General features: G+C 61.0%; 22 protein-coding genes and 1 pseudogene. 10 read left to right on the forward strand and 13 right to left on the reverse strand.

The genetic code is table 11. From position 1 onward, the window contains the following. Window positions 1-22 precede the first annotated feature (22 nt). From AB4N84_RS16150 to AB4N84_RS16180, 7 genes and pseudogenes are all read right to left on the reverse strand, one after another. Window positions 23-1,450 (reverse strand): di-heme oxidoreductase family protein, encoded by a 1,428-nt coding sequence (locus AB4N84_RS16150; protein ID WP_460042197.1) that lies wholly within the window; start codon window positions 1,448-1,450, stop codon window positions 23-25. Between the two features lie 149 nt (window positions 1,451-1,599). Next, complete coding sequence (locus AB4N84_RS16155) at window positions 1,600-2,139, reverse strand: AP2 domain-containing protein (protein WP_074755466.1); 540 nt, start codon at window positions 2,137-2,139, stop codon at window positions 1,600-1,602. A gap of 280 nt (window positions 2,140-2,419) precedes the next feature. Further along, complete coding sequence (locus AB4N84_RS16160; RefSeq protein ID WP_460042198.1) at window positions 2,420-3,772, reverse strand: imelysin family protein; 1,353 nt, start codon at window positions 3,770-3,772, stop codon at window positions 2,420-2,422. Window positions 3,773-4,047: 275 nt separating this feature from the next. Further along, a complete protein-coding gene (locus AB4N84_RS16165) occupies window positions 4,048-6,099 on the reverse strand; it encodes a putative bifunctional diguanylate cyclase/phosphodiesterase (RefSeq protein WP_074755472.1) in 2,052 nt (683 codons plus the stop codon). A gap of 307 nt (window positions 6,100-6,406) precedes the next feature. Beyond that, window positions 6,407-7,003 (reverse strand): superoxide dismutase, encoded by a 597-nt coding sequence (locus AB4N84_RS16170; protein WP_074755474.1) that lies wholly within the window; start codon window positions 7,001-7,003, stop codon window positions 6,407-6,409. A gap of 220 nt (window positions 7,004-7,223) precedes the next feature. Continuing rightward, window positions 7,224-7,825: pseudogene (locus AB4N84_RS16175) on the reverse strand (LysE/ArgO family amino acid transporter). 23 nt (window positions 7,826-7,848) lie between these two features. Then, on the reverse strand, window positions 7,849-8,250 hold the full coding sequence (locus AB4N84_RS16180) for an ACT domain-containing protein (protein ID WP_460042199.1): 402 nt from the start codon (window positions 8,248-8,250) through the stop codon (window positions 7,849-7,851). A gap of 97 nt (window positions 8,251-8,347) precedes the next feature. Between AB4N84_RS16180 and AB4N84_RS16185 the strand changes: the two genes are divergently transcribed. The 3 genes from AB4N84_RS16185 (at window position 8,348) to AB4N84_RS16195 (ending at window position 11,409) form a co-directional block, all read left to right on the forward strand. Next, window positions 8,348-9,247, forward strand: coding sequence for a LysR family transcriptional regulator ArgP (locus tag AB4N84_RS16185; RefSeq protein ID WP_074755480.1), 900 nt, complete (start codon window positions 8,348-8,350; stop codon window positions 9,245-9,247). Window positions 9,248-9,468: 221 nt separating this feature from the next. Continuing rightward, window positions 9,469-10,467, forward strand: a complete 999-nt coding sequence (locus tag AB4N84_RS16190; protein WP_460042201.1) for an NAD-dependent epimerase/dehydratase family protein — start codon at window positions 9,469-9,471, stop codon at window positions 10,465-10,467. Between the two features lie 81 nt (window positions 10,468-10,548). Next, complete coding sequence (locus AB4N84_RS16195; RefSeq protein WP_074755484.1) at window positions 10,549-11,409, forward strand: ATPase; 861 nt, start codon at window positions 10,549-10,551, stop codon at window positions 11,407-11,409. A 155-nt stretch (window positions 11,410-11,564) separates the two neighbouring features. Here the strand turns inward: AB4N84_RS16195 and AB4N84_RS16200 are convergent, their stop codons facing one another. Genes AB4N84_RS16200 through AB4N84_RS16210 form a run of 3 tightly spaced genes read right to left on the reverse strand, consistent with a single transcriptional unit; the run spans window position 11,565 to window position 14,182 of the window. Then, complete coding sequence (locus tag AB4N84_RS16200) at window positions 11,565-12,614, reverse strand: alkene reductase (RefSeq protein ID WP_460042203.1); 1,050 nt, start codon at window positions 12,612-12,614, stop codon at window positions 11,565-11,567. Window positions 12,615-12,672: 58 nt separating this feature from the next. Further along, window positions 12,673-13,839, reverse strand: coding sequence for an MFS transporter (locus AB4N84_RS16205; RefSeq protein WP_460042204.1), 1,167 nt, complete (start codon window positions 13,837-13,839; stop codon window positions 12,673-12,675). A gap of 40 nt (window positions 13,840-13,879) precedes the next feature. Continuing rightward, window positions 13,880-14,182: an ArsR/SmtB family transcription factor gene (locus tag AB4N84_RS16210; protein ID WP_460042205.1), complete on the reverse strand. Its 303-nt coding sequence runs from the start codon at window positions 14,180-14,182 to the stop codon at window positions 13,880-13,882. A 285-nt stretch (window positions 14,183-14,467) separates the two neighbouring features. On the opposite strand from AB4N84_RS16210, the gene AB4N84_RS16215 reads away from it, so the two are divergent. Continuing rightward, complete coding sequence (locus AB4N84_RS16215; RefSeq protein ID WP_460042207.1) at window positions 14,468-15,067, forward strand: acyl carrier protein phosphodiesterase; 600 nt, start codon at window positions 14,468-14,470, stop codon at window positions 15,065-15,067. Here AB4N84_RS16215 and AB4N84_RS16220 read toward each other — a convergent pair. Both AB4N84_RS16220 and olsB read right to left on the reverse strand, forming a co-directional pair. Further along, on the reverse strand, window positions 15,025-15,816 hold the full coding sequence (locus AB4N84_RS16220) for a lysophospholipid acyltransferase family protein (protein ID WP_460042208.1): 792 nt from the start codon (window positions 15,814-15,816) through the stop codon (window positions 15,025-15,027). The genes AB4N84_RS16215 and AB4N84_RS16220 overlap by 43 nt on opposite strands. Continuing rightward, on the reverse strand, window positions 15,816-16,571 hold the full coding sequence (gene olsB, locus AB4N84_RS16225) for an L-ornithine N(alpha)-acyltransferase (RefSeq protein ID WP_074755496.1): 756 nt from the start codon (window positions 16,569-16,571) through the stop codon (window positions 15,816-15,818). The genes AB4N84_RS16220 and olsB overlap by 1 nt, the downstream gene beginning before the upstream one ends. Before the next feature lie 402 nt (window positions 16,572-16,973). On the opposite strand from olsB, the gene AB4N84_RS16230 reads away from it, so the two are divergent. The 6 genes from AB4N84_RS16230 (at window position 16,974) to AB4N84_RS16255 (ending at window position 21,279) form a co-directional block, all read left to right on the forward strand. Continuing rightward, window positions 16,974-18,062 carry a serine hydrolase domain-containing protein gene (locus AB4N84_RS16230; protein WP_460042209.1) on the forward strand — a complete coding sequence of 363 codons (1,089 nt, stop codon included), beginning with the start codon at window positions 16,974-16,976 and terminating at the stop codon, window positions 18,060-18,062. Then, window positions 18,059-18,397 (forward strand): amidase, encoded by a 339-nt coding sequence (locus AB4N84_RS16235; protein WP_460042210.1) that lies wholly within the window; start codon window positions 18,059-18,061, stop codon window positions 18,395-18,397. The genes AB4N84_RS16230 and AB4N84_RS16235 overlap by 4 nt, the downstream gene beginning before the upstream one ends. A gap of 72 nt (window positions 18,398-18,469) precedes the next feature. Then, window positions 18,470-19,051, forward strand: coding sequence for a YceI family protein (locus AB4N84_RS16240; protein ID WP_460042212.1), 582 nt, complete (start codon window positions 18,470-18,472; stop codon window positions 19,049-19,051). 2 nt (window positions 19,052-19,053) lie between these two features. Continuing rightward, entirely contained in the window at window positions 19,054-20,211 is a 1,158-nt protein-coding gene (locus tag AB4N84_RS16245) for a phospholipase D-like domain-containing protein (protein WP_460042213.1), read from the forward strand. A gap of 137 nt (window positions 20,212-20,348) precedes the next feature. Further along, on the forward strand, window positions 20,349-20,930 hold the full coding sequence (locus AB4N84_RS16250; RefSeq protein WP_460042214.1) for a DJ-1/PfpI family protein: 582 nt from the start codon (window positions 20,349-20,351) through the stop codon (window positions 20,928-20,930). A gap of 16 nt (window positions 20,931-20,946) precedes the next feature. Continuing rightward, a complete protein-coding gene (locus AB4N84_RS16255; RefSeq protein WP_460042215.1) occupies window positions 20,947-21,279 on the forward strand; it encodes a ribbon-helix-helix domain-containing protein in 333 nt (110 codons plus the stop codon). A gap of 192 nt (window positions 21,280-21,471) precedes the next feature. Here the strand turns inward: AB4N84_RS16255 and AB4N84_RS16260 are convergent, their stop codons facing one another. Further along, window positions 21,472-22,995, reverse strand: coding sequence for a fumarate hydratase (locus AB4N84_RS16260; RefSeq protein WP_074755518.1), 1,524 nt, complete (start codon window positions 22,993-22,995; stop codon window positions 21,472-21,474). Window positions 22,996-23,116: the final 121 nt, after the last annotated feature.

Below are 23,116 nucleotides of genomic sequence, written 5' to 3' on the forward strand. Positions count from 1 at the left end.
CCTTATCGTTCGGATAATACGTTTAAAGGGAATTCAGGAACGCCAGAAGCGCTGCCCGCTGTTGTGCGTCGAACGCCAGCACCTGACGCTGCGCGGGCAACGCTTCGCCGCCGTGCCACAGCACGGCTTCCATGAGGTTGCGGGCGCGGCCATCGTGCAGAAACTGGGTATGACCGCTGACGGCCTGAGTCAGTCCGATGCCCCACAATGGCGGGGTTCGCCATTGCTGCCCGTTGGCCTTGAACTCAGTGAGGTTGTCGGCGAGCCCTTCGCCCATGTCGTGCAGCAACAAGTCGGTATAAGGGCGGATCACCTGGTTGGCGAGTTCCGGCTCTGCAGCGTTGGCTGCGGTTGTGAACTGCGGCGTGTGGCACTGCTGGCAACCGGCCTTGAAAAACAGATTCTTGCCCGCCAGGACTTGCGGACCGGCCACGTCACGGCGCGCCGGCACGCCCAGATTGCGGGTGTAGAACGTGATCAGCCGCAGAATGTTGTCACTGACCTCCGGCTCGCCATCGGGGCCTTGGCCATTGGGCGCGTCAAGGCAGGCGGTCTGCGACGGTGTGCAGTCATCCGCTGGCTTGAGGCTCGAGGTCAGCCCCATGTCGCCCGCGAGCGCATGGGCGTTTTGTTGATTGATGCTGGGTTGCGAAGCTTTCCAGCCGAAGCGCCCGAGCGCTGTTTTCTGCTGCGCGTCGTCCCAGACCCAGTTGGGTGTGCCGGTGATCCCGGTGCCTTTGCTGTCATCCGGATCCGCGTTGGCCAGAATGGCTGCTTCGGGAATAGCCTCCAGCAGGCCCAGGCCGATCATGGGCGGCGCGATGCGGGCCGACGCGCGGGTCTGCGGGTGCATTGGCCCATAACCCAGCTGGGTGATCTGCAGGGTAGGGCGACGCAGGTGCGCGGGCGTACCGTCGCGGAAATGCACGGTCATCGAGTCATATTCCACGCGCACTTTGCCTTCGGGTGTGACCCCGGGAATCGCCATGTCCTGCAGCTGTTTGCCGTAGACCGGCTCCGGTGTCAGCCCCAGATGCCTGATGTGCTCTGCGAAAGCAGGCTCATCGGGAATCGACAGGCGCACGAGCATCGACACGGCGTTGTCGGCGCCCGGCTCGGGCGGGTGTCCGCGGCCGTCCTTGATATGGCAGTTCTGGCAGGCGTTGGTGTTGAACAGGGGACCCAGGCCGTCTCGCGCGGTGGTGGTCGAGGGCGCGATGACCCAAGGGTTACGGAAGAAACTGTTGCCGACGCTGAAGTCCAGCCGCCGGGTCGGTGAAAGGTTGGCCGCAGGAAGGGAAAACGCAGTGCGGTCCTTTTTGTGGACGGTGGTCGCGCCGCCGGATTGCGCTTCGCCAGGCTCGGCAGCGGTGAAACGCGGGGCGTCATCGCACCCGCCAATGGCCGAAGCCATCAGCAGGAAAAGCCAGAGACGGAACCGCGCAGTCATACACATCCTGCAAAGGGGTGGAAATCGGGGCGAGCAAGCTTACCAGCCCCGTTCTTGAGGAATAAGAGGGATTTGCGTTTGTAAGCCTCTCTCGAAACGTGTTGTAACCAATTTGCCGCCAGCCCCGAGATTTGGCGGCAACTTGCCCATCACAGTCCTGAAATTTCCAGTGCGGGGTTCTCCACCAGCAGTTGCATGAGTCGTCGTTCGCCTTCTATCACTTTGAACGAGCGGTAGTCGCCAATGCTGTCGAGCTGACGCTCGCGTTCGCGGATGGCGAGTTCCTTGGCTCTGTCGTAGCCGTAGTGCTCGACCCTGAAGGACTTGGTCACGCTGCTGCCATTGCGCAGGGTCGTGCGCGCTACCCAATAGGCGATGCCGGTGTAGCAGCGGTAATGCACGCCGGGATAGCCGCTGGTGTTGGTTGAGATGATGCGTTGACGGACGTCCCGGCTGAGCTTGGGCAGGTGTTCGAGCAGCAATTGATCGCGGCAGGCGTCTGCCGCTTTGCGAGCGGTTTCGGCCCCGCCGTAGCGAGAGAATGAGAACAGTCTGTTGAAGGTTCTTCCATCACGGTAGATCGTCACTTTCCAGGCGCGAGGCCCCTTGATGCCGACCAACAAATGGATGCCGTAGTTATTGGCTTTGAGCTTACCGACGCGGCGCCTTTTATTGTTTCTCTTGGGCACTTTCTGTCTCCTCCTGGATAGGGTGGGGTCAAGGAAGTGCGCATGATCGACGGCGAATAAAGCGTGTTCAATCCGACACGGAGCGAACAGGAAATGCCCTACATAACTTACGGATTGGTCTTCAGAAACCCCCTGTTTATGGCGGTTCTGACGGTTTTTTTGTGGTCAAAAAAAGGCCGGCCCGCTAACGGGTCGGCCTTCTTTTGACGATCATCGAAGCGCGCTTTGGCGAGTGCCAGGCAGGCTTCGATCAGGACCGTGGGAGCACAAACGGCGCCAATCAGAATTCGTGATCGGCGTTGTCCGGGTTCAGGTCGGTAATGCCCAGCTTGCCGGCGGCTTGTTCGATCGCGCCGGTCTGCTTGACCAGCGACGCGATGGCGTCACGCACGACCTGATTGCCAGCGGTGTTGCCCGCCGCGATCAACTGGTCAAAGTGTTCACCCTTGTTGGCATGATCGACGATTGCCTGCAGTTTCGCCTGGGTGGCGTCCAGGTCGGCGCGCACAGTGCTGTCGGTCGCGGCATCGGCCTTGGCGACCAGCGAGGACAGGCTCGGCCCGCTGACCTTGCTGCCGTCTACGCGGGTGTATTCACCCAGATAAACGTTGCGGATCCCCAGTCCGTTATAGAAGTGCGAGTTGTGAGTGTTGTCGCTGAAACAGTCGTGTTCGTCTTCGCTGGAATTGGCTTCCAGCGCCACCTTCATGCGCTCGCCCGCCAGCTCGCCCAAGGACAGGCTGCCCATGCCGAACAGCATTTTACGTAGGCCGTTTTCAGCAGGCTCCGCTTCCAGCGTGGCGCGGTAGTTGTCAGCAACGCCCGGTTTCCAGTTGTTGACCATTTCTTCCAGGTCGCTCACCAGCAGGTCGGTGGCAGCTTTCAGGTACGCACGGCGACGATCGTTGTGACCGCCGGTGCCGCCTTTGCCTTCGATGTAGTCGCTGGCAGGGCGTTCGCCTGCGCCCGGGCCGTTGCCGTGCAGGTCCTGACCCCAGAGCAGGAATTCGATCGCGTGGTAACCGGTCGCGACGTTGGCTTCGGAGCCGCCCAGCTCGTTCAGGCTGGCCAGTTTCTCAGGCGTGATTTCCGTGACGTCGACCTTGTCTTCGCCGACTTGCACCGACTTGTTGGCGATGATATTCGCGGTGGCGCCCGGGTTGCCCAGCGCATGCTGGTAATCCTTGGCCACGTAGTCGATCAGGCCTTCGTCCAGCGGCCAGGCGTTCACCTGACCTTCCCAGTCGTCAATGATGGTGTTGCCGAAGCGGAACACTTCGCTCTGCATGTACGGCACACGGGCCGCAACCCAGGCGTCGCGCGCGGCTTTCAGGGTCTGGTCATTCGGGTTGGCGAGGAAGGTGTCGACAGCGGTCCGTAAGGTTTTCGCGGTGGATTCGGCGTCGCTGAACACGGCGAAGACGATGTTCGCGTAATTCGCGACCACGGCCTTGGTGGCGGCATCGTTGGTCTGAGCCGGTGCGGCGGCTGGCGCTGCTGCTGGCGCCGGCGCGGCTGCGGCGGGCGTCGGGGATGGCGCGGCGGCAGCGGGCTTGTCCTTGCCTTGGTCACAACCGGCCAGAGAGATAGCGATGGCCAGCAGACTTGCGGTTGCCAGGGGCATACGAATCATGACGGAATCCTGCGTCTGAAAGAGAGTGTGAACGGTGGCGAGCGCCAGAAAAAAGCTGCGACATAATGCGAAAGATTTGCATTCTGTGTAAAGGCAAAACGCCGCGACGCGGGAGGAGGAGGTATTTCAAGCTGTTACAAGGCGTTTCAGCACGCACGGGGCGTGACTCTCAGCAGGAACGCCCTGGATCGCGACCGTGTCTGGTCAGGGGCATTGATAGTGGACGGCCCACCGCGTTCGCGGGCAAGCGCGCTCCTGCACGTCGGGGAGTGAAGCTACAAAACCCCCACATGCGTGCGCTGCGCCTGCTTCAGATAGGACAGCAACTCCCGCGCGGGCAGTGGCTTGCTGTAGAAATAGCCCTGACCTTCGTGGCAGCCCTCGGAGATGATGTAAGCCTCTTGCTCGGTGGTTTCCACGCCCTCGGCGATGACCTGCATGCCCAGGCTTTTGCCCAGCTGGATGATGGCGCGCACGATGGTGGCGTCGTCATCGTCGTCGATCAGGTCCTGCACGAAGCTCTTGTCGATCTTGATCTTGTCCAGCGGCAGGCTTTTCAGATAGCTCAAGGACGAATAACCGGTCCCAAAGTCATCAATGGCAATCAGCGCGCCCGAACGACGGAGGCTGAGCAGGTGCTGGGCGGCGGTGCTGATGTCTTCCATCAGACCGGTTTCGGTCACCTCCAGCTCCAGACTGCGCGGCGGCAGGCGGTAAATCTGCAGCAGGTTGTTGACCACGCGAGGCAGTTCGGAGTGGTGCAGTTGCACGGTGGACAGGTTCACGGCCATGCGCAGTTCGCTGAAGCCCTGATCGTGCCATTCGCGCAGTTGTTTGCAGGCTTGGTCCAGTACCCACTCGCCGATGGCGATGATGGTGCCGTTCTGTTCGGCCAGCGGAATGAACTGATCCGGCGGCACGAAACCGTGCTCGGGGTGAATCCAGCGGATCAATGCTTCGACGCCGACGACACGCTGGTCGCGATAGCTGATCTGAGGCTGGTACACCAGATGAAACTGGTTGCGCACCAAGGCTTCGCGCAGGTCCTTTTCAAGCTCGCGGCGACGGCGCATCTCGCTGTCGACGCTGGCGATATAGAACTGATAGCGATTGCGCGAGCGCGTCTTCGCCAGGGTCATGGTCTGCTCGGCTTTTTGCAGCAACTTTTCAGTACTGTCGCCATCTTCCGGGAACAGCGTGATGCCGATGGTCGCGCGAAGACGGATTTCCTGCTGATCGACGGCGAACGGCGCTTCCAGATCATCCAGAATGTTCTGCGCCAGCTCCGCTGCTTCATAGGGTTGTTCGATGTCGGCCTGCACCAGCGCGAACTGGTCGCCGCCCAAGCGCGCGAGAGCGCCCAGGCGGCCACTGTGTCCACGCAGACGGTCGGCCAGCGCCAGCAGGAGTTGGTCGCCCGCCTGATAACTGAATTGTTCGTTGATGCCCTTGAAGTCATCAAGGCCGACGCACAGTACGGCAACCCGGTGCTGCACTCGCCCGGCATCGATCAGGATCTTGTCCAGTTGCTGTTGCAGCTGCTGGCGATTAGGCAGCCCGGTCAGAAAGTCATATTGCGCCATGCGCAGCAGGCTCGATTCAGCCTCGTGTCGCAGGTGCGTGTTGCGCTCGATGGAGGCCAGAAGTTCGTTGGCGGTGTTGACCCAGAGCCCCAACTCGTTCTTCTCGTGCCCCTTGAGCAGCGGTAACTGGTGTTCGCTGGGCCGGTCGGGATTGATGCTCGTCAGGTGTTCGATGATGCGCGACAGCGGTTTGGTCAGCAGCCAGTGATAGACCAGATACAGCACCAGCCCCATCGCCAGAGCGCGTAGCACGCCGGAAATAAAGATGATCATCGAATTGACGAGAAAGCCCTCGCCGTAGGTCGCGGTGTCGAGCGTGATACGCAGATCGCCGTAATATTCGCTGTACGGGCTGCGTCCTACCAACTGGGTGGTGAAGCTGCGTTCCTGGCCGAGGATCGGGTCTGTCAGCCAACGCGTCGGCGAGGGTTTGAGGTCACGGGTCTTTTCCGCGAGCAAGGTCTCATTGGGGTGGCCGATCGACGCCATGCGTACGGCCTTGTCCTGAAACAGGCCCTCGATGACCTGCATGCCCATTTCCCGGTCCAGGCTATACACAGCCTGTGTCGACGGGTCACGGAACATGTCGAGAATCCGCTCGGCGTCAGTGGCGACGGCCTGCCGGGTCTTGTAGGCGTCGTAGACAATTTGTGCGCAGCTGAGCACAACGCCCACGACGAGCGCTGAAAGCAACACCACACGCAGCAGCTTCACCGACAAGCTGTTCTTGAGTTCCAGCTTCAAATGGGCATTCCTTCATCCATGCTGATAGCGGGTGACTGTATGCAAGCATTGGCAATGCAGGCCATGGGGTCAAGGTTTCGATACACACCTGACCTGTTTCATTCAGATAACGATCCACATGCAGGCCAGTAAGGCTATCAGTACTGTGTCGGTAAACAGGGGGCGGAACTTGAGCCTCTTTTCGTCGATTCGGACGAAACTGATATTAGTCCGCTATCGCTTTCTGACAATACATAAAGGACGAACAGAACGCGAAAAAAAACCCGGCGAGGCCGGGTTTTCTTTAAAACGCGCGTTGATGCAGTAATCAGGCGGTGAAAGCCTTGCCTTCGAACTGCTCAGCAACGAACTTCCAGTTCACCAGGTTCCAGAACGCCTCGACGTATTTTGGACGCAGGTTACGGTAGTCGATGTAGTAAGCGTGTTCCCAGACGTCGCAGGTCAGCAGCGGGGTGTCGCCGCTGGTCAGCGGGTTGCCGGCGCCGATGGTGCTGGCCAGAGCCAGGGAACCGTCAGCTTTCTTCACCAGCCAGCCCCAGCCGGAGCCGAAGGTGCCGATGGAGGTTTTGCTGAACTCTTCCTTGAACTTGTCGAAGGAGCCGAACGCAGCGTTGATGGCATCAGCCAGCGCGCCGGTCGGTTGGCCGCCGGCGTTTGGTGCCAGGCAGTTCCAGTAGAAAGTGTGGTTCCAGACCTGGGCTGCGTTGTTGAAGATACCGCCCGAGGAAGACTTGACGATTTCTTCCAGGGTCTTGCCTTCGAACTCAGTGCCTGGCACCAGGTTGTTCAGGTTCACGACGTAGGTGTTGTGGTGCTTGTCGTGGTGGTATTCCAGGGTTTCCTTGGAGATGTGCGGCTGCAGAGCATCATGAGCGTACGGCAGCGGAGGCAATTCGAAAGCCATGGTAATTCTCCTAATCAGGTCAGTTGCGGTTAGCGCAAGGCCGATCACGGGCGGCCAGACAGAACATACGCCGGAGAGTCTTTTACTCTTTGCGGCGCAGGGGCTTGGATCATAGCACCGGGTCCGGCCCATAACCACGCAACAACTGTGTGGGATAGAGGTTCCAGAGCGTTGCGCGGGAAACGATGGATAGTTTTGATGAGTCAGCGCAGGCGCATGATCAGGGGGTTCGGATCAACTGCACTGCGACGCTGAACATCATCACGGCGACCATCAGATCCAGCAGGCGCCAGGTTGCCGGACGGGCGAGCCACGGCGCCAGCCACGCCGCGCCGATCGCCAGCGTCGAGAACCACAGCAGTGACGCACTGGCGGCGCCGGCCACGTAGGCGCCCGGTTCGGCCTGTTGCGCCCCAAGGGAGCCGATCAACAGTACCGTGTCGAGATAAACGTGCGGGTTGAGCAGGGTGACGGCCAAGGCCGTCAGCAACACTGCACGGCGGGAACGCTGACCGTGTGCATCGCCCTGTTGCAGGCTTTGCGGCGACACGGCACGGCGCAGGGCTTTGCTGCCGTACCACAGCAGAAACACCACACCCCCCAGCGAGCGACAGCCAGCAAGGTCGGGTTGTGCGCCAGTACGTTGGCCAGCCCGAACACGCCTGCGGCGACCAACACCGCATCGCACACGATGCACAGCAGCGCGACCGACAGGTGATGCTCGCGGCGCAAGCTTTGCGCCAGTACATAGGCATTCTGGGTGCCGATGGCCATGATCAGGCCGAACGCAACCAGCAGGCCGTTGAGGTAGCTTTGCCACATGAGGAATCGCTCCGTGAAATGAATCAGTGGGCGCTTGCCGCCAGTTCGCGCAGTACGGTCATGGCTTTCTGCGCGTCGTCTTTGCCCACGAACAGATGGTCGTGATAGAAGCCTGCGATCACATTGCAGGTGATGCCTGCTTCGCCCAACGCAGTGGCGAATGCCGCGGTCAGCCCTACGGCCTCCAGTGACGAGTGCACGTTCAGCGTGATCCACGCCATGACGTAGCCACAGGCAAGGCCCAGTGATTCGGCCTCTAGTCGTTCGATAATCACGGTCAGCCCCTCCCGTTCGCGAAAGCTGCCGATCACCTCCACGCGTTGAAGGTCGCTGCCTTCGGGCACGCTGGCAAACACATATTCACCTGGGTTCAATGCTGGGCTCATGCTGCGCAGCAGCACGTTCAGGGAGGTTTCACCGGACATCAGGGGGGTCTCATCGCAAGCAGGTTTGTGTGGCAAGTGTCAGGCAATGAGCGGTATAAGAAAAACCAATATTGCTCATCGCTCATTAGGGAAAGTGATGTTCGACTATAAATTGCTTTCGGCGTTGGCAGCTGTGGTTGAACAGGCTGGCTTCGAGCGCGCGGCCCACGTACTGGGCCTGTCGCAGTCGGCCGTTTCACAGCGGATTAAATTACTGGAGGCACGCATTGGTCAGCCGGTGCTGGTGCGGGCCACGCCGCCCAGTCCCACTGATATCGGTCGGCGCCTGCTGAACCATGTTCAACAGGTGCGGTTGTTGGAGCGAGACCTGCAAAGCGTGGTGCCTGCGCTGGACGAAGGCGGCATTGCGGAGCGTCTGCGCATTGCGTTGAACGCGGACAGTCTGGCGACCTGGTGGGCACCGGCGGTGGGGGACTTCTGTGCCGAACACCGGTTGCTGACCGATCTGGTGGTGGAGGATCAGGACGTTGGCCTCAAGCGCATGCGCGCCGGCGAAGTCGCAGCCTGCCTGTGTGGCAGCGAACGCCCGGTAGCGGGCGCGCGTAGTCTGCTGCTGGGCGCCATGCGCTATCGCGCGTTGGCCAGCCCTGCCTTCATCGCGCGGCATTTTCCGCACGGTGTCACGGCTCAGGCGCTGGCACGTTCGCCGGCATTGGTCTTCGGGCCGGATGACTTTCTTCAGCATCGCTATCTGGCGTCGCTGGGCGTCGAGGGCGGTTTTGAACATCATTTGTGTCCGTCGTCCGAGGGTTTTATTCGCATGACGGAGTCCGGGATGGGCTGGGGGCTGGTGCCTGAGTTGCAGGTGCAAGAACAGTTGGCGAGCGGCAAACTCGTGGAATTGTTGAGCGATCGCTGCATCGATGTGCCTTTGTACTGGCATCATTGGCGCAACGGCGGGCAGTTGCTGACTCAGCTGACTGATCATCTGGCGAAGAAAGCCGGTCAGTGGTTAGTGCCGCTGGCAGCGCAGTGAGCGTCAGTACAGACGTTGAGGTGCCTCGGTCGGGCGCAAAACCTGTGGGAGCGAATTCATTCGCGAGCGGCCTGATCAGCCTGCGAAGATGTGTCGTTTGAAAAACCGTATCGCGAATGAATTCGCTCCCACAGAGATCACTAACGCCAGAGATTTCTGCGACCTGCAGGGTCGGGCCTCGCGAGCCAATGTTGTGCATTTTTATTTTAACGGAGCGGTAAATGAAGATTCTGGTCACCGGCGCAAGCGGCTTCATCGGTGGACGCTTTGCGCGTTTCGCCCTGGAGCAGGGATTGAGCGTCCGGGTCAACGGCCGTCGTGCAGAGGGCGTTGAGCATCTGGTGCGGCGCGGCGCCGAATTCATTCAAGGCGACTTGAGTGACCCGGAGCTGGTGCACGCCCTGTGCGACGACGTCGAGGCGGTTGTTCACTGCGCGGGGGCTGTCGGCACCTGGGGACGCCGTCAGGACTTCCAGCAGGGCAACGTCCAGGTCACTGAAAACGTCGTCGAAGCCTGTCTCAAGCAACACGTCCGGCGGCTGGTGCACTTGTCCTCGCCATCGATCTACTTCGATGGGCAGTCGCACCTGAACATCCGTGAAGAGCAGGTTCCCAAGCGTTTCCACAATCACTATGCCGCGACCAAGTACCTGGCCGAGCAAAAGGTGTTTGGCGCCACGGAGTTCGGGCTTGAAGTCATCGCGTTGCGTCCTCGCTTCGTCACCGGCGCGGGAGACACCAGCATCTTCCCGAGGCTGATGCAGATGCAGCGCAAGAAGCGCCTGTCGATCATCGGCAATGGCCTGAACAAAGTCGATTTCACCAGCATTCAGAACCTCAACGAAGCGATGCTCAGCAGTTTGCTGGCGACGGGTGCGGCACTGGGCAAGGCGTACAACATCAGCAACGGCACGCCGCTTCCCATCTGGGACGTGGTCAATTACGTCATGCGTCAGATGCAATTGCCGCCTGTCACGCGTTATCGCTCGTACGGCCTGGCCTACAGCGCGGCGGCGATCAACGAAGCGGCCTGCCTGCTCTGGCCGGGCCGACCTGAACCGACGCTGTCCAGAGTGGGAATGCAGGTGATGAATCGAGATTTCACGCTTGATATCAGCCGCGCCCAGTATTATCTGGATTACCAGCCCAACGTCAGCGTCTGGACCGCGCTGGATGAGTTCTGCGGCTGGTGGAAAGCGCAGCACGGCCAGGCGGTGTAAAACGGCCGGCGATTCATAGGGTCCTACGTGTCGCGGTTATACTGCCGCCATTCAGATTCAGCGATCTTCAAAGGGAAACACATGCGCAAAGATCCGTATGACGACATCGATGACGTGCCGAGCCTCAGCGCCAAAGATGACGACGATGACTTCATCCCGACCGCCGGTGCCCGTGAGCGCACCACGGTGTATTCGCGAACCACACCGGTGGTCAAGGTCAAAGCCCCGGGCACCGGCGCTTTGTGGGCCTTGATCGGGGCGCTGTTCATCGCGTTCTGCGGTCTGGGCTGGTGGAGTTTTCAGCAGGTTTCGTTGATGGAGCAGCAATTGGTCGCCACCCAGGAAAGCTTCGCGCGCATCAGCGAGGAAGCGGCGGGGCGCCTGCAAGACATTTCCGGCAAAGTTGTCGCCACCGAATCGGTTGCCAACAGCGGCGGTGAAGCGCTGAAGGCGCAGATCAAGCAGTTGCAGGATCAACTGGCGGACCAGGGCAAGCAGCAGCAAGGCGTGGCCGGTTTGCAGGGCGGCCTGGACAAGCGTCTGGAGCAGATTGCGGCTCAAGCGACGCAGCAGCAGGCGACCAATCAGCAGTTGCAGGATCAGTTGAAGACGGTCGCGACCGAACTGGCCGCGTTGAAGGCGGCGATGCCTGATAACAAATCGGCGCAGTCGCAGCAGGATCGTCTGGATTCTGAACTCAAAGGCTTGAGTGCCGATGTCGCGAATTTGAAGAAGAGCAATAACAGTCAGGCGATCGAGCGTCTGGAGCAGGACATGATTGTGCTCAAGAGCGAGCAGGACAATCGTCCGGCGCAGGCGGCTTCATCGAGTGCGAGCACGGCGGAGTTCGATGCGTTTCGTGGGCAGATGACGCGCAGTCTCAATACCCTGCAGAGTCAGATTCAGACGTTGTCGCAGCAGATCAATTCGCGGGCTCAGTAGGGCTCTGAGCGAGGCGTGCGCGCGGACAGTGAGCTGAGATGTCCGCTGTTTGTGGTGGCGCTGCTTTCAGGTCTGGCGTTAGCCAGACCCTGGCAGCGACGCAGGAAGAACCGGATACACCCCGAATCCAATCCAGCCCCAGCCAAATACGCTAATTACAGCGTCGGATAATCGATATACCCCACTGCGCCCTTGGCATAGAACGTCTCAGGATGCGGCTCGTTCAGCGGAGCATCCTTGGCCAGGCGTGCAGGCAGATCAGGGTTCGCAATGAACGGCACACCAAAGGCCACCGCGTCCGCTTTGCCGCTGGCCAGCCATTCATTGGCGCTCTGTTTGGTGAATTTCTCGTTGGCGATGAACGCCCCACCAAACGCCTCTTTCAAACGTGGGCTCAGACTGTCGTCCAGCTCACGCTCACGGGCGCAGATGAACGCGATGCCGCGTTTACCCAGTTCCTGCGCGACGTAGGTGAAGGTCTCAGCCAGGTTGTCGTCGCCCATGTCATGGGAGTCGGCGCGAGGTGCCAGGTGCACGCCCACACGGCCTGGGCCCCAGACTTCGATGGCCGCGTCGGTCACTTCCAGCAGCAGGCGCGCGCGGTTTTCCAGCGAGCCGCCGTAGCGGTCGGTGCGCGTGTTGGTGCTGCTTTGCAGGAATTGGTCGAGCAGGTAACCGTTGGCGCCATGGATTTCCACGCCATCGAAACCAGCGGCTTTGGCGTTCTCGGCACCGACGCGGTAGGCGTCGACGATGTCGTCGATTTCAGCCAGTTCCAGCGCGCGTGGCGTTACGTAATCAGACAGCGGACGAACCAGGCTCACGTGGCCTTTTGGTTGAATCGCGCTCGGTGCGACAGGCGTTTCGCCGTTCAGATAGAGAGGGTGCGACACACGGCCGACATGCCACAGTTGCAGCACCATTTTGCTGCCCGCGGCGTGAACGGCCTTGGTGATGTTGCTCCAGCCGCGAACCTGGTCGTTGGACCAGATACCCGGGGTGTCCGGGTAGCCGACGCCCATTGGCGTGACGGACGTCGCTTCGCTGATGATCAGGCCAGCGGTGGCGCGCTGCACGTAGTACTCGGCCATCATCGCGTTCGGAACGCGGCCTTCGTCGGCGCGGCAACGGGTGAGTGGCGCCATGACGATACGGTTGGCCAGCTCCAGCTCGCCCATCTTGATCGGGTCAAAAATCGTGCTCATCGGGGATATCCTCAATGCGTTGGGTAGTGGGTGAATCCGCAGTTGTGAAGCGTTGAAATCAGTTCGTTGCAGCGGCCAGTTCGCCATCGCCGCGCTGACGGAAATTGATCAGGGTCACCAGCAACGCCAGGATGGCCAGGCCGCCGGCGGCGAGGGGCACGCTGGTCAGGCCGTAGCCGTGGGCGATGACGCTGCCACCGACCCATGCGCCCAAGGCGTTGCCGACGTTGAAGGCGCCGATGTTCAGGGTCGACACCAGGTTCGGTGCGTCCTTGCCGAAGGTCACCACGTTGATCTGCAATGCAGGCACGGCGGCGAAACAGGCGGTGGCCCAGAGGAATAGGGTGATTTCAGCCGGGATCAGCGCCACGCTGGTCCAGGTCAGAACAGTGGAGGTCACGGCCATGGCGATGAATACGCCGATCAAGGTGGCGGCCAGGCGACGATCCGCCAGCTTGCCGCCGATGATGTTGCCGGCGGTCAGTCCCAGCCCGATCAGCATCAGCGTCCAGGTCACGCCCAGCGGCGACACGCCGGTGATTTCACCCAGCAACGGTGCGACGTAGGTGAACAGCGCGAAAACGGAAGCGGCAAACAGAGCCGTCATGCTCAGCGACAGCCAGATCCCGGCACCTCTGAGGGCACCGAGTTCAGCACGCATGTCGAGTTTCTCTTCATCGCGTTTGGCCGGCAGGAAACGAATCAGGCCGATAAAGGCAATGACGCCGATCACGGTCACCGCGTAGAAGGTCGAGCGCCAGCCCGCCTGTTGTCCGAGCGCAGTGCCCAATGGCACGCCCAGCACGTTGGCAAGGGTCAGGCCGGTGAACATCAGCGCAACGGCCGAAGCACGGCGGTTGGCCGGAACCAGGCCGGCTGCCACGACCGAGCCGATGCCGAAGAATGCCCCATGGCACAGCGCAGTGACCACGCGGGCGAACATCAGAATGTTGTAATCGGCCGCGACGGCGCAGAGCAGGTTGCCGATGATAAAGATCCCCATCAGCGTCACCAGCGCTGCTTTACGCGGCAGTTTGGCGGTGGCCATGGCCATGAACGGTGCACCGATGGCAACGCCCAGCGCGTAGCCGGTCACCAGCCAGCCAGCGCCGGGAATGCTGACGCCCAGGTCAGAGGCGACGTCGGGCAGCAGGCCCATGATGACGAACTCGGTCGTCCCGATGGCAAAGGCGCTCAGGGCCAGAATGAGTAGCGAAAGGGGCACGGTGCGTCTCCTGAAAAATCGGTGTTTGAGAGCGGCCCGCTCAAAGTTGCTGGGCCAGCTCCTGCAAAAACGCCTGAATGGCGTCTTCGTTGCGTTTGAAAAAATGCCACTGGCCGTACTTCCTGCTGCTGATCAGGCCAGCACGTTGCAAGGTGGCCAGGTGGGCCGAAACAGTCGATTGCGACAGGCCCGCACGTTGGTCGATCTGACCGGCACACACGCCGTTGTCAAGCGAGTGCTCCTGATCGGGGAAACAGGTGTGAGGGTCCTTGAGCCAGACCAGAATCTGACGGCGAACCGGGTGAGCCAGCGCTTTTATTATTTCGTCGAGGTCGATAGGCATGTCGTTCTCAATCTGCGTGTAGCGTTATATCGCGATGGAGCGAACTTTATATTGGTGCATCGCGATATACAAATATGAAGGAGTTCTAAGCATGGAGCGAATGGGTATACCGGGTTATAACGATACAAGCGCGGAGCCTCATTGTAGGAGCGCGCTTGCCCGCGATCGCGGTAGAACAGTCGATGAAAAAATACCTGACAAGCCGCCATCGCGGGCTAGCGTGCGCCCACAGGCTTGCTCGGTGTCTGCTACATTGCGGCGACCTGCACACGGGCAACGGTTGTCATGAATTACCTCGCACACCTCCATCTGGGCGGTCAGACGCCTTCCCAATTGCTTGGCAGCCTGTATGGCGATTTCGTCAAAGGCTTGCTGGCGGGTCGCTTTCCCCTGGACATCGAGCAGGCGATCCGTCTGCATCGGCGCATCGATGCGTTTACCGACGCTCATCCCGTGACCAAACGGGCAATGGGACGATTTCCGGCCGAGCGCCGTCGCTATGTCGGCATCGTGCTGGACGTGTTCTTCGATCACTGTCTGGCGCGGGACTGGTCGCAGTATTCGGACGTGCCGCTGGATGCATTCACCGGCAAGGTGTATCGCGTGCTGGCGAACGAGCCTGAACTGCCCGAGCGCCTGGCGATGATCGCGCCGCGCATGGCGGCGCATGACTGGCTGGGGTCGTATCGGGATTTCGAAGTGGTGGGCGATGCATTGGCCGGGATTGCCCGACGCCTGTCACGCCCCGAGGGACTGGCCGGCGCCATGCAGGAACTGCAGGCGCTTTATGGGCCGTTAAGCGAGGATTTCAGCGAGTTCTATCCGCAACTTCAGGCGTTCGCTCAGGCGGCCCTGGCGGTTGACGGTCGTAGCTCGGCAGGCTGAGTCACCTCCCCAAACAACGCAGTCTGGACAGCGGTCTGTGCTTCGAACGCCAGTGCCGCGCGCTCTTTACCATGGGACGCAATCGGCTCCAGCAACTGAATATGCACGTCGCTCACCTCGTTGGCGAACAGGCGGCGCAGGTGTGAAAGCAGATCGTCATCGCCAATGAATGGCGCGATGTGATCGGGCTTGCCGTCGCGCACATACCGGATGGCAACCGGTAGCACAGGGGTTCCGGTTTCAATGGCGCTGGACAGCAGGCGACCGTGGAAGGTACGCAAACGGGTGCCGTCCGTGGTGGTGCCTTCAGGGAAAATTACCAGCGAATGATTGCCCAGCAGGTGCTGGCCCATTTGCTTTTGAATCAGCTTGCTGTCGCCCGAACCGCGGCGAATGAACAGTGTGCCGGCCTTCAGCGCCAGCCAGCCGGCCACCGGCCAGGTGCGCACTTCAGCCTTGGACAGAAACGAAAGCGGGGCGAGCATGCCCAGCAAGGGAATGTCGGTCCATGACACATGGTTGCTGACCCACAAGGCGGGCTGAGCCGGCAATGTGCCGCTGACCGTGACGCGGAACGGCAGCGCGGCCGTCAGGCGTGCCATGAACCAGCTTGTCCAGCGCTGACGGCGGGCCATGGAGTTGCCGACGCGCAGACGTTCCATCAGGGCGAACGTGCCGGCAATGGTCAGGCCGAGGCCGATGACCCACAGCACACGGATAACACGCGCATGACTGCGCAGCGAGCTCATCACACCGCTGCCTTGAAGTGACGGGCGTAGCGCGGGCACAGCTCGTCGCGTTTGAGCAGGATGAACACGTCGGCGACCTGGAAATCTTCATCCCAGCACGGCTCGCCACAGATCTTGGCGCCCAGGCGCATGTAGGCCTTGAGCAGCGGTGGCATTTCACAGATTACGTTGTTTGGAATGTCGAGGGTTGGCAGCGGGTTCTTCGGCTCGGCGCGCAGGTGTTCGGTGCTCAGGTAGCGTTCACGCAGACGCTGCATGATGGCGTGGGCCTGAATGCCGCCGTCCTGCATCGGGATGCTCGCGCAGCCCATCAAGTAGCTGTAACCGCCTTCGTTAAGCACTTCGGCCAGCTCGCTCCACAGCACGGCAATGGTCCCGCCGTTGCGATACGCCGGGTCGACGCAGGTACGGCCCAACTCCAGGATCGGACCCTGCAAATGGCCCAGGCCATGAAGGCTGAATTCTTCTTCGCTGTAGAAACGGCCCAGGGTGTTGGCGGCCTTGTGGTCCAGCAGGCGAGTGGTGGCGACCAGTCGACCGCTGTTGAGGTCACGTACGCCGATGTGCATGCAGTGAACGTCGTAATCGTCGATGTCCAGACCCAGCTCGGCACCTTTGAGCTTGGCGTTAAATTCGCCGCTGAACACGCTGAAACGCAAAGCCTGTGCTTCTTGCAGGGCTTGAGGACCGATCAGGCGCTCGGCCTGCAGGCGGCGGTCTACGCTGGTGTCTCGAATACTGGCGATCTGAGTCATAGGGCGTCTCCGTGGGCCAGCCTTGGTCCAGGCCGGTCGACTGAATGATTCGAAGCATTGCTGTACGAATGCAGGCTAGGGAGGGCCGATGTCATCACCATTAAGCTTTGGTGATGGTTGCGTGACAGGCGGGGCGGAAGGTGGGAGACGCTGGGGATGCGATGAATGCGTGGCGATTTTTGCTTCGGTGCCGAACCCCTGTGGGAGCGAATTCATTCGCGAAAAGTCGTCCAGCGAACAGAGCTGCTTTGACCCTGCTGGCCAATTGCGAATGAATTCGCTCCCACAGAAGATTTTCGTCCGGCTGATTTTGTGCTGCGTTTGAACGACCTCAAAGAGGGTTTCCCCGTGCTGTCATCATTGCGTGCCAGGATTGCCGGTATCCGCGCATGAGGTCCGTTCATGAGTCGTTTGTGGTTAACGCTAATCCTCTTTTCGATCGCTTGTTCGGCGGTCGCCGAAACCTGGCCTGACGCGCAATGGTCCGCTCGGCCACTCGCTTCAAGTGCAGCGCTAAAGGACCTCGACACCTACGCCTTCCCCCCTCGCGACGAGCAGACCCGCGCCGGCATCCGCACCGACGCGCTGTTGATCGTCCACAACGGCGAAGTGGTCTACGAACGCTACGCCGGCGTGACTCATGCCGAGACGCCGCACCTCACCTGGTCGATCAGTAAGAGCATTCTCGCAACGGTGCTGGGCGTGGCCTTTACAGAAGGGCGGTTCAAGCTGGATGACCCGGTTGCACGCTATTACCCACCGTTCAAAGCACACCCCGACATCAGGATTCAGGACCTGCTGCACTGGGCGTCGGGCCTGGATTGGCAAGAGGATTACGAATATGCGCCGCTCAACTCCTCGGTCGTCGCCATGCTCTACACCCGAGGCCGCAGCGACATGGCGCGCTTCACCGCCGAGCACGACGTGGCGAGCGCGCCCGGCACGGCGTATCGCTATTCCAGTGGCGACAGCACGGTATTGGCCGCTGCGCTTCGAGGCATGGTGGGCGACACGGCCTACGCCGATTACCCGTGGACCGCGTTGTTCGACCCGCTGGGCATCAAGAGCGCGGTCTGGGAAACCGATGGTACCGGCACCTTTGTCGGCTCGTCCTACGCCTACATGACCGCGCGGGATCTGGCCCGTATCGGTTTGCTCATGCAGCGTGGCGGCCGTTGGCAGGATCGCCCGTTGCTGGCGCAGGGCTGGGTCGATTTCAACCTCACCCCGTTCGGTTCCCAAACGCCCACCACCGAAGCGCCGGGAGGACAGTGGTGGCTCAACCGGGCGGCGAACAACACGCCCGGCCCCTGGCCTGACGCGCCGCCCGACACCTTCGCGGCCCTGGGGCATTGGGGACAGGCGTTGTATGTGATCCCGAGCGCGGGCCTGGTGATCGTGCGTTACGCCGATGACCGGGACGGGACCTACGATCACAACCAGTTGCTCAAGCGCGCGTTGAAAGCCGTGGCTGGGGAGCGTGTGCAATGACGGCCAGGAAGGGGTTCATTCGACGCCGCCCGTTCAGCACGGTGGCGATCCTGATGGTGGTGCTTCTGCTCGCCGTGGTCTGGATCTGGCGTGTCCCGTTGCAGGCGTTTCCGAGCATCATCAGTGCTTACACCGCCAAGGAATATTGTTCCTGCCGTTACGTGATGAACAACCCGGTGGACGACTGTCAGGCCTACGTGAAGCAGTGGCTGCCAAGCACATTGACGGAAAGCCTGGCCGACAAGCGAATCACCGCTACAGGGATGGGCCGTGAAAGCAGCGCGCAATGGCAAGGCCAGCGCCAGGGCTGTCGATTGTTGCCAGCCGAGCCGTGAGGGCGAACGTCGCCATTTGCTTGCGGTCTGACAGGCGGATAAGGTTGCCTCAATCGCGCCGCTGGAGTTCTCATGCCCACTTTCACCCGCCTGCTGCTGGCCTCGCTCGCCGTGTGGGCGCTGCCTGCTCAGGCGAACTGGTATCTGGATAACGAGTCCTCGCGGCTGTCGTTCATTTCCACGAAGAACGCCGACATCTCCGAAGTCCACCGCTTCCTCAACCTGCACGGCAAGGTCGATCCCAAGGGCGTGGCCGAGCTGGAAGTCGAGCTGGATTCGGTGAGCACCGGCATTCCGTTGCGCGACGAGCGCTTGCGCAGGCAGCTGTTCGACATCAAGCAATTTCCTGAAGCCCGCATCACGGCGCAACTGGACATGCGTCCGATCAATGCGCTGGCGCCTGGCGCGCAGTTGGAGTTACGGCTGCCGTTGAAGGTGCAGATACACGGCCAGTCGCAAAGCTACAACGCCGAACTGCTGGCGACACGACTCGATGACCGACGTTTCCAGGTCGTGACGCTGGAGCCGCTGGTGTTGCACGCCGAGGATTTTGGATTGCTTTCGGGCCTGGAAGGGCTGCGCAAAGTGGCTGATCTGTCGGCCATCGGGTTTTCGGTGCCGGTGGGTGCTGTCTTGATCTTTTCGGCGCGCTGATCATGAGAGGCGCGATTTTTCCGTGGCGTGACGACAACCAGTTCAACCTGATGATCGACGGCCCTGCGTTTTTCCCGCGCATGATTGCCGCGATCGACGGCGCGCAGCAGCACGTTGAACTCGAGTTGTATCTGGTGGAAGCGGGCGTGTGTGCCGAGGCCGTGGTGCAGGCGCTGGTCAATGCCGCACAGCGTGGCGTGATGGTGCGTTGCCTGTTCGACGACTTCGGTTCTCTGGCGTTTACCTTAAGCCTGCGCACGCGCTTGACCGAAGCGGGTGTGATTCTGCGGTTTTACAACCGCGTGTACTGGCGTCGGGGCATACGCAATTTCTACCGCGATCATCGCAAGTTGTTGCTGGTCGACAAGGCGCTGGCGGTGGTGGGCGGCACGGGTGTGACAGACGAATTCTGGCGGCCGGATCAGGACGCCAGCGAATGGCACGAAGTGATGGTCGAGATTCGCGGCCCGCTGGTGCTCGACTGGCAAGCCTTGTTCGACCGTCAGTTCCACGCCAACCCCAGACGCCGCGCGTGGCGACCTGCGGAAAACTTCGGGTTGCCGCGTTTGCCGAAAGCGCCGGTCAGCGGCAGTGGCTTGGGGCGCGTGGCTTATGCCGACTCACGCCAGCACCGCGACATCCTGCAGTCACTGATTCGCTCCCTGAACACCAGCAGAACGCGCATCTGGCTGGCGACGCCGTACTTCCTGCCAACCTGGAAAGTCCGCCGCGCACTGCGCCGTGCGGCGTCCCGAGGTGTCGACGTACGCCTGCTGCTCACCGGCCCGCGCACCGATCACCCGTCCGTGCGCTACGCCGGCCATCGGTATTACCCGCGTCTGCTCAAAGCCGGGGTCAAGATCTTCGAATACCAACCGTGTTTCCTGCATCTGAAAATGGTGCTGGTGGACGATTGGGTGAGCCTCGGCTCCTGCAACTTCGACCACTGGAACCTGCGCTTCAATCTGGAAGCCAATCTTGAGGCCATTGATCCCGGGCTGAGCCTGGCCGTGCAGAAGAGCTTCGAGCGGGACTTTCTGGTCAGCAGCGAAGTGAGTCTGGCGGACTGGAAATCCCGCCCCCTGTGGCGCCGTGTCAAACAGCGCCTGTGGGGGTGGGTGGATCGGCTGGTGGTCAATGCGTTGGATCGTCGGGGGTAAGCGGTGGGGATCTGCTACCGGTCAGCAGCGCAAGTGAACGCAGGTTTGTAGTACTACGCTGTTACCAGCGTCGGGATCAACCGGCGAATACTTGCGCGACACCCATCCACCGCAATCGGTCCGGAGGACATCACCAGATGGCTGCCAAGAAAATTCTCATGCTGGTCGGCGACTACGTCGAAGACTACGAAGTGATGGTGCCGTTCCAGGCGCTGCAGATGGTCGGACACACCGTTCATGCTGTGTGCCCGGGCAAGAAGAAGGGCGATGTGATTCGCACGGCCATTCACGATTTCGAGGGCGATCAGACCTACAGCGAAAAGCGCGGCCATAACTTCGGTCTGAATTTCGATTTCGACAGCGTGAAGTCCGCCGACTACGACGCGTTGCTGGTGCCTGGCGGCCGCTCTCCTGAGTACCTGCGCCTCAATGAAAGGGTGCTGGAACTGGTGCGCGAATTCGGTCGCGACGACAAGCCGATTGCCGCTGTCTGCCACGGTCCACAATTACTGGCCGAAACCGGCGTGCTCAAGGGCAAATCGGTGAGTGCTTACCCTGCGTGCGCCCCCGAGGTTCGGCTGGCAGGCGGCGAGTACGTCGAGATCGGGATGGACCAAGCACATACCGACGGCAAACTGGTCACCGGCCCCGCGTGGCCCGCGCATCCGGCGTGGCTGGCGGCATTCCTCAAGGTGCTCGGTACGCAGATCATTCTCTAAAACGGAGGGACCACGCATGTGCGAACTTTACGTAAAAGCCGACCCCATTCTTTACGAATCCCGCTCGCGCTCATTGCGCATCTGCGGCGTCGTCACCACCCTGCGCCTGGAAAACCAGTTCTGGGACATCCTCGCTGAAATCGCGGGTCACGACGGCATCACCACCAACCAACTGATCAGCAAGCTGTACGAAGAGGTCATGGATTACCGGGGCGAAGTGATCAATTTTGCGTCGTTTCTCCGGGTCAGTTGTATGCGTTATCTAAGCCAGCACAGGGCGTTCGCGCCACCATTGAGCCTGGTGCGGGGTAACGCTGCTGGGGCCGAGACCGTGTGGGTTGGCAAGTAAGAGTGGTCGACCTTTTTCATTAAGCTTGTGACCTTGGCTTGCACAATGTTCACGATGATATTTCGAAGGTGCCACTGCGACTGACCGCTGCGGGCATGCATAAAAAATCCGAGCCAGGAAAACCAGGCTCGGATTTTTAGTTGGACGGCAGGTTAAACAGTACCGCGTCCGTTACATCTGTTTTGACGCGGCTTACTGCACTTCCACCGCCAGACTTTCACTGATCTTCTTCTGCCAGATCGCAGGACCGGTGATGTGTACCGACTCGCCGTTGCTGTCCACTGCGACAGTGACCGGCATGTCTTTGACGTCGAACTCGTAGATCGCTTCCATGCCCAGTTCAGGGAATGCCAGGACCTGCGATTTCTTGATCGCCTGGGCAACGAGGTAAGCAGCACCGCCGACGGCCATCAGGTAAACGGCTTTGTTGTCTTTGATCGCTTCGATGGCGGTCGGGCCGCGCTCGGATTTGCCGATCATGCCCAACAGGCCGGTTTGCTCGAGGATCTGACGAGTGAACTTGTCCATCCGCGTGGCCGTGGTCGGGCCAGCAGGGCCGACGACTTCATCACCGACCGGGTCGACCGGACCGACGTAGTAAATGAAGCGACCTTTCAGATCGACCGGCAGGGTTTCGCCCTTGTTCAGCATTTCGACCATGCGCTTGTGCGCAGCGTCGCGGCCGGTGAGCATTTTGCCGTTGAGCAGCACGGTTTCGCCCGGCTTCCAGCTCTGCACGTCTTCCGGGGTCAGGGTGTCGAGGTTGACGCGGCGAGCCGACGGGCCGGCTTCCCAGACGATTTCCGGGTAGGCGTCCAGCGGTGGCGCTTCCAGCGAGGCCGGGCCGGAACCATCCAGCACGAAGTGCGCGTGACGGGTCGCGGCGCAGTTAGGGATCATGCAGACCGGCAGCGAGGCGGCGTGGGTCGGGTAATCCATGATCTTGACGTCGAGCACGGTGGTCAGACCGCCCAGGCCCTGAGCGCCGATGCCCAGTTGGTTGACCTTCTCGAACAGCTCCAGGCGCATTTCTTCCAGACGGTTCGACGGGCCGCGGGCCTTGAGCTCGTGGATGTCGATGGATTCCATCAGGACTTCCTTGGCCATGACGGCTGCTTTCTCGGCGGTGCCGCCGATGCCGATACCCAGCATGCCCGGTGGGCACCAGCCTGCGCCCATGGTCGGAACGGTTTTCAGCACCCAGTCAACGATCGAGTCGGACGGGTTGAGCATCGCCATCTTCGATTTGTTTTCCGAGCCGCCGCCTTTGGCCGCGACGTCCACTTCCACGGTGTTACCCGGGACGATGGAGTAGTGGATGACCGCCGGGGTGTTGTCCTTGGTGTTTTTACGAGCGCCCGCCGGGTCGGCGAGGATCGAGGCGCGCAGGACGTTTTCCGGCAGGTTGTAGGCGCGACGCACGCCCTCGTTGATCATGTCGTCCAGGCTCATGGTGGCGCCATCCCAGCGCACGTCCATGCCCACGCGTACGAATACGGTCACGATGCCGGTGTCCTGGCAGATCGGACGGTGCCCCGTGGCGCACATGCGCGAGTTGATCAGAATCTGGGCCATGGAGTCGCGCGCGGCAGGCGACTCTTCGCGCAGGTAGGCCTCATGCATGGCCTGGATGAAATCAACGGGGTGGTAATAGGAGATGAACTGCAGGGCGTCGGCAACGCTCTGAATCAGGTCATCCTGCTTGATCACGGTCATGGGGCGTTCTCCTCTATCAGGCGGGAACATTATGTAGGGCGGTTTGCGCGGGATGCGCTTGGCAAGCGCGCAAACGGCCTTTGGCTCGGCTAACGCTCAGGCGCAGCGGCAGGAAAAGGCG

The sequence above is a fragment of the Pseudomonas sp. S2_H01 genome, from assembly GCF_054668305.1.

What these genes read in the sequence shown, in the direction of transcription:
- AB4N84_RS16150 (WP_460042197.1), bottom strand. Translation starts at nt 1,450, where the DNA reads ATGACTGCGCGGTTCCGTCTCTGGCTTTTCCTGCTGATGGCTTCGGCC.
- AB4N84_RS16160 (WP_460042198.1), bottom strand. Translation starts at nt 3,772, where the DNA reads ATGATTCGTATGCCCCTGGCAACCGCAAGTCTGCTGGCCATCGCTATC.
- AB4N84_RS16170 (WP_074755474.1), bottom strand. Translation starts at nt 7,003, where the DNA reads ATGGCTTTCGAATTGCCTCCGCTGCCGTACGCTCATGATGCTCTGCAG.
- AB4N84_RS16180 (WP_460042199.1), bottom strand. Translation starts at nt 8,250, where the DNA reads ATGTCCGGTGAAACCTCCCTGAACGTGCTGCTGCGCAGCATGAGCCCA.
- AB4N84_RS16185 (WP_074755480.1), top strand. Translation starts at nt 8,348, where the DNA reads ATGTTCGACTATAAATTGCTTTCGGCGTTGGCAGCTGTGGTTGAACAG.
- AB4N84_RS16190 (WP_460042201.1), top strand. Translation starts at nt 9,469, where the DNA reads ATGAAGATTCTGGTCACCGGCGCAAGCGGCTTCATCGGTGGACGCTTT.
- AB4N84_RS16195 (WP_074755484.1), top strand. Translation starts at nt 10,549, where the DNA reads ATGCGCAAAGATCCGTATGACGACATCGATGACGTGCCGAGCCTCAGC.
- AB4N84_RS16200 (WP_460042203.1), bottom strand. Translation starts at nt 12,614, where the DNA reads ATGAGCACGATTTTTGACCCGATCAAGATGGGCGAGCTGGAGCTGGCC.
- AB4N84_RS16210 (WP_460042205.1), bottom strand. Translation starts at nt 14,182, where the DNA reads ATGCCTATCGACCTCGACGAAATAATAAAAGCGCTGGCTCACCCGGTT.
- AB4N84_RS16215 (WP_460042207.1), top strand. Translation starts at nt 14,468, where the DNA reads ATGAATTACCTCGCACACCTCCATCTGGGCGGTCAGACGCCTTCCCAA.
- AB4N84_RS16220 (WP_460042208.1), bottom strand. Translation starts at nt 15,816, where the DNA reads ATGAGCTCGCTGCGCAGTCATGCGCGTGTTATCCGTGTGCTGTGGGTC.
- olsB (WP_074755496.1), bottom strand. Translation starts at nt 16,571, where the DNA reads ATGACTCAGATCGCCAGTATTCGAGACACCAGCGTAGACCGCCGCCTG.
- AB4N84_RS16230 (WP_460042209.1), top strand. Translation starts at nt 16,974, where the DNA reads ATGAGTCGTTTGTGGTTAACGCTAATCCTCTTTTCGATCGCTTGTTCG.
- AB4N84_RS16235 (WP_460042210.1), top strand. Translation starts at nt 18,059, where the DNA reads ATGACGGCCAGGAAGGGGTTCATTCGACGCCGCCCGTTCAGCACGGTG.
- AB4N84_RS16240 (WP_460042212.1), top strand. Translation starts at nt 18,470, where the DNA reads ATGCCCACTTTCACCCGCCTGCTGCTGGCCTCGCTCGCCGTGTGGGCG.
- AB4N84_RS16245 (WP_460042213.1), top strand. Translation starts at nt 19,054, where the DNA reads ATGAGAGGCGCGATTTTTCCGTGGCGTGACGACAACCAGTTCAACCTG.
- AB4N84_RS16250 (WP_460042214.1), top strand. Translation starts at nt 20,349, where the DNA reads ATGGCTGCCAAGAAAATTCTCATGCTGGTCGGCGACTACGTCGAAGAC.
- AB4N84_RS16255 (WP_460042215.1), top strand. Translation starts at nt 20,947, where the DNA reads ATGTGCGAACTTTACGTAAAAGCCGACCCCATTCTTTACGAATCCCGC.
- AB4N84_RS16260 (WP_074755518.1), bottom strand. Translation starts at nt 22,995, where the DNA reads ATGACCGTGATCAAGCAGGATGACCTGATTCAGAGCGTTGCCGACGCC.